This is a genomic window from Paenibacillus sp. J23TS9 (assembly GCF_018403225.1).
Classification (GTDB): domain Bacteria; phylum Bacillota; class Bacilli; order Paenibacillales; family Paenibacillaceae; genus Paenibacillus_AQ.
Map to the genome: position 1 here is coordinate 652,737 of NZ_BOSG01000003.1, position 11,018 is coordinate 663,754.

Consider the following 11,018-nt stretch of genomic DNA (forward strand, 5'->3'; position numbering starts at 1 on the left):
CAAGTTCAAAGCCTATGCACAATCTATACACATGTGGATAGGCTTCATTTTATTGGACTTGTCGGGCTTATCCACATATTCAGTGCCCCTACTGCTATTACTATTATTTAAAATATATAAATATATATCATAAGAGCTGCGCACAGCGAGTTCCAAAAGCCTACTCGCCATCAGCCCGAAATTCCTGCTAGGAGTGAAAAGATGAAGATCAACATCCTTAAAAATGTCCTTAACGAATCCATTCAGCATGTATCCAAGGCCATATCCAGCCGTACAACCATTCCGATCCTCGGTGGTATTAAATTGGATGTGACACATCAGGGCGTCACTTTAACCGCCAGCGACACGGATATCTCTATCCAGTCGTTTATTCCTGCAGAGGATGACAACCGGACAATCGTTCAGGTAGAACAAACCGGCAGCGTCGTACTGCCTGCCAAATTCTTTGTGGAAATTATCAAAAAGCTTCCTTCCCAAGAAGTCCAAATGGAGGTTAAAGAGAATTTCCAAACCTTTATCTCTTCCGGTGCCACAGAAATTCAGATGGTAGGCCTTGATCCCGAGGAATTCCCTGTACTTCCTGACATCGAAGGCAATCAGACCATTTCCATTCCGGGTGTACTGCTGAAGAACATGATACGTCAGACGGTATTTGCGATTTCCACCCAGGAAACGACACCGATTTTGACAGGCGTTCTTTGGAACCTGGAGAATAATGACTTGAAATTTACCGCTACAGACCGCCACCGTCTTGCGACACGCTCAGCCCATATGGACGGAACGGAAGAAGTGAAATTCGGCAATGTCGTTATTGCTGGTAAAACACTTAACGAACTGAGCAAGATCGTTCCCGATCAAAATGCTTTGGTGGATATTGTCGTAGCGGACAATCAGGTTCTGTTCAAACTGGACCGTGTGTTATTCTATTCCCGTATACTGGACGGTATTTATCCGGATACTTCTAGAATTATTCCGACAAGCTACAAAACAGAACTCGTTTTGGACACAAAAAAATTAAGTGAATCGATTGATCGCGCTTATTTGCTGTCCCGTGAAGAAAAAACGAATATTGTACGTCTGCAAACCATGGAAAATGGGGGCATAGAGATTTCCTCCAGCTCGTCCGAGCTTGGAAAGGTTCGCGAAGAACTGGAAGTTATTGATTTTAAAGGGGAGCCGCTGCGTATTTCCTTTAACTCCAAATATATGCTGGATGTGCTGAAAATCGTGGAAAGCGAGCAGCTGATGATCGCCTTTACCGGCATGATGAGTCCCATTATCTTAAAACCGATGGATGACAGCCAAAGCTCGTACATCATTCTTCCTTACCGGACCACGAACTAAAATAGCATCTTGAACTTATGCACAGGAAGGGCGTTACCGATGAACGAAATAGTTATCCACAGTGAATATATTAAGCTTGATCAATTTTTAAAACTGGCAAATTGCGTATCCACAGGCGGAATGGCAAAGGCTCTGCTGCAAGAAGGCCAGGTTCTTGTGAACGGTGAAACTGAGGAACGCCGCGGACGCAAGCTGTATCCCGGCGATCAGATAAAAGTGGAAGACTGCGGTGAATTTACGGTGGCCCGCCAGTCCTGATATGCCCCTCTCGAAGCCGCAGCTATAAGTGGCGTTTGGCAGGAGATGAGGAGGAAGCACAGTGTTTGTAAAAAGCATCAGTCTGCAGCATTATCGTAACTATGAGGCGCTGCAGCTGGAATCGTTCGGCGATGTCAACCTGCTGATCGGGCAGAACGCCCAGGGGAAAACCAATCTGCTGGAGGCGATCTTTGTCCTCGCGCTGACCAAAAGCCACCGCACCTCAAGAGACCGGGAGCTGATCTCTTTTCAGGATAAAAATGCGCATCTGTCAGCGGTCGTGGAGAAAAAGTACGGGCCGCTGACGCTCGACCTGAATTTATCCCCACAGGGGAAGAAGGCAAAAATCAATGGCCTCGAGCAGCGTAAGCTGAGTGATTTTATCGGATCGCTGAATGTGGTGATGTTTGCGCCTGAGGATCTGGAAATTGTGAAGGGAACGCCTGGTGTGCGCCGGCGTTTTCTTGATATGGAAATCGGCCAGGTTCAACCCGGGTACCTGTATCATCTGCAGCAGTATCAAAAGGTATTGAATCAGCGTAATAATTTACTCAAGCAAATGTGGGGTAAAGACAAGCCGCAGCAAGGGCTCTTGGAAGTATGGAATCAGCAGCTGGCAGAGCATGGTGTTAAAATAATAAAAAAGAGGAAACAATTCATAGTAAAGCTGCAACGATGGGCAGAAACCATCCACCATGGCATTACGAACGGCAGCGAAGACCTGAAGCTTGTCTATCTTCCGTCGTTTGGTGAAGAGGTGGAGGAAGATGAAGCTTATCTTTTTGAACAATTTATGTTAAAATTATCACAACTGAAGGATCAGGAGCTTCGGCGCGGTATGACACTTGCCGGGCCTCATCGTGATGATTTGGCCTTTTACATCAATGGCAGGGAAGTTCATACCTACGGATCTCAGGGACAGCAGCGCACGACGGCACTGTCTCTCAAACTGGCGGAAATTGAACTGATTCAGGAAGAGATCGGAGAGTATCCTGTATTGCTTCTGGATGATGTGCTATCTGAACTTGACCCTTACCGCCAAACACAGCTGATCGAGACATTTCAGAGCAAGGTACAAACCTTTATTACCGCGACTGGGGTCGAGAGCCTGAATGTGGATAAACTGAAGAAGGCCAATATTTATCAAGTCCATGATGGACACGTTGGTTCTTAAGGAGTTGGGACTATGTATATTCATCTAGGCGGTGAAAGAATTATCCGATCCGCGGAATTGGTCGCTATTTTTGACATATCGATTGAGAAATCCTCGAAAATATCGAAGCAGTTTGCCAGCCACGCCTGTCAGCAAAAGAATGTGGAATATATCGGCGAAGAGGAAGCCAAGTCCATCGTCGTGACGAAAAGCACTGTCTATTACTCCCCGATTTCCTCATCCACACTCAAGAAGCGGGCAAAGGTGTTCGTGGCCAACGCTTGACATACAAGAATCACGTTTGTTTTCAAACCATTTGGATTCGTAACAGCAGATATAGAATTTATAGAAGTAGGTGACAGGCATGTCTATGAATCAACCGCAATATGATGAGAGTCAGATTCAGGTTCTGGAGGGTCTGGAAGCCGTCCGTAAACGTCCTGGTATGTATATCGGATCTACCAGCGCCAAAGGTCTTCACCATTTGGTATGGGAAGTGGTGGACAACAGTATCGACGAAGCTATGGCCGGCATATGTGATCATATCGAGGTCATCGTTCATAAGGATAACAGCATCACGGTTATTGATAATGGACGGGGTATTCCGGTCGGTGAGAATGCCAAGCTGAAAAAATCCACCCTGGAAGTCGTTATGACCGTTCTGCATGCAGGCGGTAAGTTTGGCGGCGGGGGATACAAGGTTTCCGGCGGTTTGCATGGCGTGGGCGTCTCTGTCGTTAACGCACTTTCGTCCAAGGTTGTTGTACAGGTCAGACGTGATGGTCATGTGTATCAACAGGAATATCATCGCGGCGCTCCACAGTATGATATTAAAATTGTCGGTGATTCTGATGATCATGGAACGACCGTTACATTCCTGCCGGATCCGGAAATATTCACAGAAACGACTGAATATGATTACAATACGCTGCTGACACGGATCAGAGAGCTGGCATTCTTGAATAAGGGCATTGCATTGACACTGACCGATGAACGGACAGGAGCCTCGAACTATTTCAAATACGAAGGCGGCATTATTGAATACGTCAAATATTTGAACGAGAAGAAAGAGGCGCTTCATGAGCAGCCGATTTACGTTGAAGGCTCACGCGACATGATCCAGGTCGAAATCGCGCTGCAGTACAATGACAGCTATACCGAAAATATTTATTCCTTTGCCAATAACATCAACACGCATGAAGGCGGTACGCATGAATCTGGCTTCAAGAGCGCATTAACACGTATCATCAATGACTATGCCCGCAAGAGCGGCATGATTAAGGATAGTAATGCCAACTTGTCCGGTGATGATGTTCGTGAAGGCTTAACGGCGATTATTTCCGTCAAAATTCCAGAGCCTCAGTTCGAGGGTCAGACGAAGACTAAGCTCGGTAACAGTGAAGTCCGCGGCATCGTGGAATCTCTATTTTCCGAGAAGCTCCAGGAATTTATGGGTGAGAACCCGTCTGTATCTAGACGAGTGCTGGAAAAAGCACTTCAGGCATCCCGTGCCCGTGAAGCTGCGCGTAAAGCACGCGAGTTAACGCGCCGTAAGAGCGCGCTTGAGATCAGTGCCCTGCCAGGTAAGCTTGCGGACTGCTCCTCCAAGGATGCATCTATAAGTGAGCTGTATATCGTCGAAGGTGACTCCGCTGGTGGATCCGCCAAGCAGGGACGTGACCGTCATTTCCAGGCGATCCTGCCGATTCGCGGTAAAATTCTGAACGTAGAAAAGGCCCGTCTGGACCGAATTCTGTCCAATTTGGAAATCCGCGCTATGGTAACAGCCATGGGAACAGGGATTGGCGATGAGGATTTTGAAATCAGCAAAGCCCGTTACCATAAGCTAATCATTATGACCGATGCCGATGTCGATGGAGCGCATATTCGTACATTGCTGCTGACATTCTTCTACCGGTATATGCGGCAGCTCCTTGAAGCGGGGTATGTCTATATCGCTCAGCCGCCTTTGTTCAAAATTGAGCGCAATAAAACGATTCGCTACGCAGGTTCCGAGAAAGAGCGCGATGAAATTATCGCTGAATTCGGAGAAAATGTTAAAGTTAATATTCAGCGCTACAAAGGTCTGGGCGAGATGAATCCTGAGCAGTTATGGGAAACAACCATGGATCCGGAGAGCCGGACGATGCTGCAGGTAACTATCGAGGATGCCATGCAGGCGGATATGATTTTTGACACGCTGATGGGTGACAATGTCGAGCCGCGTCGTGATTTCATTCATGAGCATGCCAGACATGTGAAGAATCTGGATATCTAATTTCGAAGTGAAACACCAAGAGGGTGCCTGTCAAGGCACCTTTTTCTTTTTGTGTGCAGCGCTTCAGGCTTTGGATTTACTGCGGATTTCCTTCCGGCGAGCCGGGAGTCGCCCATAGGCAATGGCATAGCGCTCAATCCGCCGGTATACATTTTTATCTTTGAAAAACTTTTTGAAAGGGAAGAGTGCGGGCAGCGTGTTCACTTCGAGAATCCAGGGATACAGCGTTTTGTCGATTGCGACATCCAGTCCGATCTCCTGCAGTTTGGGATAATCCTTTTGCAGTTGTCTGGCCGTGTCCACACCGAGGTTATACAAATCTTTTTCAAGCGCATTGATATGTTCCTGGGAAGCATGTTCTCTCAGTACCTCGTCCAGCATCTTAATCTTTCCGCCGCTATGGTAGTTGGTAATGATTTTATCCTTGGCCGCCACGCGTCCGATAATACCAGTCGTTTCCCAGCTGCCATATGTGTTCTTTTGCGTCAAGACTCTTAAATCAAAGGAACGCTCCTTGTATTTCAACTTGGTAATACCTTGTTGTATCAGATAAAGCTTATGCTGCGTGCGTCTGAGGATAGCGGAATGGAGATCATTGAGGTTATAAAATTCTTCGCGGCTGGTGTTAAAATGCAGGTTGTAATACTCCGGATTAGTCGGTGAGTCGTCTTGCTCGGATTGTTCAGGTGTCACCAGACGTTCCACACACATGACCCCATTACCGTAAGTGCCGATATCGGGCTTAATATATACGAGTGAATGATTATTCAGCATTTCTATCAAGGTATCATGCGAATATTTTAAGGTGAGGGGAACATAGCGTGTGATTTGCCTATTACGTAAAAGTACTTTCGTTTTAGCCCATTTGCTTGAAACACGCTGTATAGCCAATATATTTCATCCTTTCCGCGAAAGTTGAAATGAACAGGCAGCAGGGCTGCCTTGAGAGATCATCATATGGACAAAGGAATGCGCAAAACATAGGACAAGGGAGCAAATGAATGGTATAATATAAAGATGCCGTGATTTTAAAGCTCAGTCCCGAAAAAACAGCTCCTTTTGCCTATTAGTATATGTTGAGAGGAAAAAGAAGGTAGGGCGAATCCCTACAAGCAGGTAAGTTGGGCGGTTATTAGCGGAGTAAAAATCCAAACGTTTAATTGTGCTCTTTTTGTGAAAGTAATATAATAAAGATTAGTGGATTTATCGTAATTGGGATCATCGAACGGTACTGCTTTCCTCGGGTAACCGGCGGAATGCGGCATGCCGTTTTATGCTTGTATAGAACTAAAGTTCGTGCTGCACGAGGCTCTGAAACAGATTGACCTTCAAGGCTAGCAGCCACTTATCTTTAGTTTAGATTGAATATAGATGTGTTTGTAAGTGAAATGGAGGAGGGTCTTCACCATGGCGGAAGAAAAAAATCCCCAGATTAAGGAGCGGGACATTGGTGTAGAAATGCGCGAATCCTTTATGGATTATGCGATGAGCATCATTGTAAGCCGGGCTTTGCCGGATGTGCGGGATGGACTCAAGCCGGTACACCGGCGCGTGCTATATGCGATGTCTGAGCTTGGTTTGTCTCCGGATAAACCGTTCAAAAAATCGGCCAGAATCGTCGGTGAGGTCATCGGTAAGTTCCATCCGCACGGTGATGTGCCTGCATATGAGACCATGGTACGGATGGCTCAGGATTTCTCGATGCGCTATATGCTCGTCGAAGGTCACGGTAATTTTGGTTCTGTTGACGGTGATGCTCCGGCGGCTATGCGTTATACCGAAGCACGTCTCTCTAAAATTGCGCAGGAGATGCTGCGTGATATTAACAAAGAAACGATCGACTTTACTGAAAACTATGATGGCGAAGAGCTGGAGCCGGTTGTGCTGCCTGCAAGATACCCGAACCTATTGGTCAACGGTGTATCGGGTATTGCCGTCGGGATGGCCACTAATATTCCGCCGCATAACCTGGGCGAAGTCATTGATGGGGCGCTTGCCCTGATCAAGGATCCGGATCTTACTTCGCTGGATTTGATGGAATATATCAATGGACCGGATTTTCCGACAAGCGGCTATATACTTGGGCGCTCGGGAATCCGCCAAGCTTATGAAACCGGACGCGGCTCCGTAACTATGCGGGCCAAAGCGGAAATAGAGGAAAACAACAATAAAGCTCGCATTATCGTAACCGAGCTCCCTTATCAGGTGAATAAAGCACGTTTGGTTGAGAAGATTGCCGAGCTGGTGCGTGAAAAAAGAATTGATGGTATTACTGATCTGCGGGACGAATCCGACCGAAATGGTATGCGAATCGTCATTGAACTGCGCCGCGATGTGAATCCAAGCGTGATGCTGAATAACTTGTACAAACATACAGCGATGCAGTCCACCTTCGGTATCAACATGCTGGCGATTGTGAAAAATGAACCGAAAGTCTTGAGCCTGCGGGATGTCCTGCATTACTACCTGGAGCATCAGGTCGAGGTTATTCGCCGACGGACAGAATATGATCTGAAAAAAGCCGAGGCCCGTGCACATATTCTTGAAGGCTTGCGTGTGGCTTTGGATCATCTTGATGAAGTGATTTCAATTATCCGCGGTTCCCAAACAACGGATATTGCACGTGAACGTTTGATCGAGCGCTTTGGACTCAGCAATGAGCAGACCCAGGCGATTCTCGAAATGCGTTTGCAGCGTCTGACTGGACTGGAACGCGATAAGATCGAGAATGAATACCAGGAACTGATGGTCAAAATTGCAGAGTACAAAGAGATTTTGGCTAATGAGCATCTCATTCTCGAGATCATCAGTACCGAACTGCTTGAAATCAAGGAACGTTTTGCTGATGCGCGCCGGACGGAAATTACCATTGGCGAAGAAAGCATTTTGGATGAAGACCTGATTCCGCGTGAGGAAGTGGTTATCACCATCACGCATACAGGCTACATCAAACGCCTGCCGGCTAATACCTACCGCAGCCAAAAACGTGGCGGACGCGGGGTTGTGGGAATGGATACGAAGGATGAGGACTTTGTTGAGCATCTGTTTGTAACCAATTCTCACCATTACCTGATGTTCTTTACCGACAGAGGTAAGGTATACCGTCTCAAAGCGTATGAAATTCCGGAACTAGGCCGCACCGCGCGGGGAACAGCAATCATTAACCTGATTCAGATAGAACAAGGGGAAACGATAAACGCTGTTATTCCGGTAGAGGAATTTGAAAGTGATAAGTACCTGTTCTTCGTCACCCGGAGCGGTATTGTCAAAAAGACACCGCTTGAGGATTACGTGAATATCCGCAAGGGCGGGTTGATTGCAATTAATATCCGTGATGATGACGCGCTGATTGAGGTTAAATTAACCGACGGCCAGCGGGAGATGATCATGGGTACGGCACAGGGGATGTCCATCCGGTTCTCGGAAAGCGATGTACGCTCCATGGGACGCAGTGCCACCGGTGTCAAAGGCATTACATTGGATGACGATGACCAGGTCATTGGCATGGATGTTGTCGATAAAGAACTGGATACTCTGATTGTAACTGCCAAGGGCTACGGTAAACGGACACCGCTCAGCGACTACCGTTCGCAGACTCGTGGCGGTAAGGGAATCAAGACGATGAACGTGACCGAGAAGAATGGACCGGTTGTCGGCTTGAAGGTTGTAAAACCGGATGAAGATTTGATGATTATTACATCCAGCGGAACCCTGATCCGCACAAGTATTGAAGGAATCTCCATCATGGGCCGCTATACGCAGGGTGTGAAGCTGATCAACATCCGCGAAGACGACTTTGTAGCAACGGTATGCCGTGCTGATAAGAGCGATGAGCCTGAGGATGATGAGGAAGGTGCCGAGTTCGAAGAGAACGGCATCAGCCTACCTGCTGAAGGCGAGGAGCCTGCAGAAGCCACTGAAAGCGAAGCAGAAGCTGGCACGGGGGATTCTCCGGACGAAGAATAAATCATAAATTGAAAAGAGCATGGCTTTTGATTACTCAAGAGTCATGCTCTTTTTTTGTGTCTGGGTGATTAGATCAGAATGAATAATTTCCTCTGTATCATCTGATGGTGCTACTTATATCGTAAGGCAGACATTCAGTACTCGCAGCATTATAGATTGTACAGGCTTAACATACGTAATATAATGGGGTATATTGCCATATTTTATTTGTGGAAGTTAGCGAGGTAATCGTTATGGCCAGCATATCTATTTTGGAATTGAAACCCGGTATTAAGCTGTCAAAAGATGTACATACCTCCCTTGGAGGACTACTGCTGCATAAAGGCACTGTTCTGCTTCCGCGCGACTTGGATATACTGCGAGCCTTCATGGTTCAGTATGTCGAGGTTGACGTAAGTGATGCAGACGCAAGAAATGGATCAAAGCCTCCTGCTCAAAAAAGTCTATTGAATGAGAAGGCTCCAACCGAACAGGTGGTATCAAGTAAAAACTCCACGTTTCATGATGAATACGACAAATTGCTTTTGCTCGTGAAAAGCGCGAATCAATCGGTTATCGCAGCCGATCTGCCGATCTATGAGCTGCGCAACCAGTTGGAAGCGACAATTGTGCATATCAAGGAATATAATCCTTTGATGTTCACCCCAAGATCAATGAATGAGTATGATTACATTTACCATAACGCCGTATTATGCGCGCTCTCTTCTTATCTGCTGTCCAAGTGGAGCGGGCTTCAGCAAAAGGATTGGATGCAGGCCGCCTTTGCCGGTTTATTTCATGACATTGGCAATACCAAGGTGGATCCGGCAATATTATTCAAGCCGCAGCCGCTGTCCGCTGCAGAGTCTGAGGAAATGCGCAGACACACGACTTATGGCTACCAGATACTTAAGAATGTAACAGCTATCAATGAAGGGGTCCGGCTTACCGCGCTTCAGCATCATGAAAAAGTGGATGGCTCGGGATATCCGCTGCGTCTTGATGGAAGTAAGATTCATGTCTATGCCAAAATCGTCGGCATTACAGACATTTTTCACGCCATGACACTCAACCGTATTTACCGGAAGTCTCAGTCTCCATATTTAGTGTTAGAGCAGATTCACTCTGAGGCGTTCGGGAAACTTGATCCTGCGTTGGTTCAAACCTTTATTCAAAAGGCGACTGAATTTCATAACGGTACGATGGTTCGTCTCAGTAATGATCAGGTCGGTGAAGTTGTCTTTACAGACCGCAATAATCCGACACGGCCTATGGTTTCCGTAGCAGGAGAGATTGTTAATCTGGTACAGCAAAGACATCTTTATATTGATGAAGTGATATCTTCAAATTAAATAGTTGACTTAGTTAATAAAGCTGTGTTATATTATTTCTTGTCCTTCTGAGGGCGAGATTCAATAGAATGCAGCTTTCAATAACGCTTCAAAAAAAAGCTTGCATTTAAACGAAAGACATGATATATTATAAGAGTTGCTGCTGAGCTAACTGAGCGGCTTCGAAAACGAAAGAATTTGATCTTTGAAAACTGAACAACGAGTGAGATACAGGCTTTGCTTGCAAAGCCGAAACGCGAAATCATCGGGTTCCAGCCTTCTGGCTGAATCGATGGTGGAGCACAAATGAGATTTAATCTCGTCAGTTTCAAAATGAGCTATCAACTTTCTTGGAGAGTTTGATCCTGGCTCAGGACGAACGCTGGCGGCGTGCCTAATACATGCAAGTCGAGCGGAGTTGATGAGAAGCTTGCTTCTCTGATACTTAGCGGCGGACGGGTGAGTAACACGTAGGCAACCTGCCTGTAAGACTGGGATAACTACCGGAAACGGTAGCTAATACCGGATAATTTATTTCTTCTCCTGAAGAGATAATGAAAGACGGAGCAATCTGTCACTTACAGATGGGCCTGCGGCGCATTAGCTAGTTGGTGGGGTAACGGCTCACCAAGGCGACGATGCGTAGCCGACCTGAGAGGGTGAACGGCCACACTGGGACTGAGACACGGCCCAGACTCCTACGGGAGGC

8 protein-coding genes and 1 rRNA gene are annotated in these 11,018 nt (G+C 46.7%); 8 read left to right on the forward strand and 1 reads right to left on the reverse strand.

The features are described 5' to 3' along the window. The first annotated feature begins 201 nt into the window (after positions 1–201). The 5 genes from dnaN to gyrB all read left to right on the forward strand — a co-directional run bounded on the left by dnaN (position 202) and on the right by gyrB (position 5,033). Positions 202–1,344, forward strand: coding sequence for a DNA polymerase III subunit beta (gene dnaN, locus KJS65_RS21435; RefSeq protein ID WP_136607531.1), 1,143 nt, complete (start codon positions 202–204; stop codon positions 1,342–1,344). 39 nt (positions 1,345–1,383) lie between these two features. Then, complete coding sequence (gene yaaA / locus KJS65_RS21440) at positions 1,384–1,602, forward strand: S4 domain-containing protein YaaA (RefSeq protein ID WP_213651859.1); 219 nt, start codon at positions 1,384–1,386, stop codon at positions 1,600–1,602. 61 nt (positions 1,603–1,663) lie between these two features. Next, the gene (gene recF / locus KJS65_RS21445) at positions 1,664–2,776 is read left to right on the forward strand and encodes a DNA replication/repair protein RecF (RefSeq protein WP_213651860.1); all 1,113 of its coding nucleotides are present in this window, start codon (positions 1,664–1,666) and stop codon (positions 2,774–2,776) included. Between the two features lie 12 nt (positions 2,777–2,788). After that, positions 2,789–3,040: an extracellular matrix regulator RemB gene (gene remB, locus KJS65_RS21450; RefSeq protein ID WP_136607534.1), complete on the forward strand. Its 252-nt coding sequence runs from the start codon at positions 2,789–2,791 to the stop codon at positions 3,038–3,040. Positions 3,041–3,119: 79 nt separating this feature from the next. Beyond that, entirely contained in the window at positions 3,120–5,033 is a 1,914-nt protein-coding gene (gene gyrB, locus KJS65_RS21455) for a DNA topoisomerase (ATP-hydrolyzing) subunit B (protein WP_213651861.1), read from the forward strand. A 63-nt stretch (positions 5,034–5,096) separates the two neighbouring features. On the opposite strand, the gene KJS65_RS21460 is transcribed toward gyrB, so the two are convergent. Continuing rightward, positions 5,097–5,924 carry a YheC/YheD family protein gene (locus KJS65_RS21460; protein ID WP_213651862.1) on the reverse strand — a complete coding sequence of 276 codons (828 nt, stop codon included), beginning with the start codon at positions 5,922–5,924 and terminating at the stop codon, positions 5,097–5,099. 516 nt (positions 5,925–6,440) lie between these two features. Here KJS65_RS21460 and gyrA point away from each other — a divergent pair. From gyrA to KJS65_RS21475, 3 genes are all read left to right on the forward strand, one after another. Next, positions 6,441–8,999 (forward strand): DNA gyrase subunit A, encoded by a 2,559-nt coding sequence (gyrA, locus tag KJS65_RS21465; protein ID WP_213651863.1) that lies wholly within the window; start codon positions 6,441–6,443, stop codon positions 8,997–8,999. Positions 9,000–9,232: 233 nt separating this feature from the next. Next, entirely contained in the window at positions 9,233–10,330 is a 1,098-nt protein-coding gene (locus KJS65_RS21470) for an HD-GYP domain-containing protein (RefSeq protein WP_213651864.1), read from the forward strand. 326 nt (positions 10,331–10,656) lie between these two features. After that, a 16S ribosomal RNA gene (locus tag KJS65_RS21475) occupies positions 10,657–11,018 on the forward strand; the annotation flags it as partial.

Excerpts from the sequence above, each read along its gene's own strand:
- dnaN (WP_136607531.1), top strand. The coding sequence starts at position 202 with ATGAAGATCAACATCCTTAAAAATGTCCTTAACGAATCCATTCAGCAT.
- yaaA (WP_213651859.1), top strand. The coding sequence starts at position 1,384 with ATGAACGAAATAGTTATCCACAGTGAATATATTAAGCTTGATCAATTT.
- remB (WP_136607534.1), top strand. The coding sequence starts at position 2,789 with ATGTATATTCATCTAGGCGGTGAAAGAATTATCCGATCCGCGGAATTG.
- gyrB (WP_213651861.1), top strand. The coding sequence starts at position 3,120 with ATGTCTATGAATCAACCGCAATATGATGAGAGTCAGATTCAGGTTCTG.
- gyrA (WP_213651863.1), top strand. The coding sequence starts at position 6,441 with ATGGCGGAAGAAAAAAATCCCCAGATTAAGGAGCGGGACATTGGTGTA.
- KJS65_RS21470 (WP_213651864.1), top strand. The coding sequence starts at position 9,233 with ATGGCCAGCATATCTATTTTGGAATTGAAACCCGGTATTAAGCTGTCA.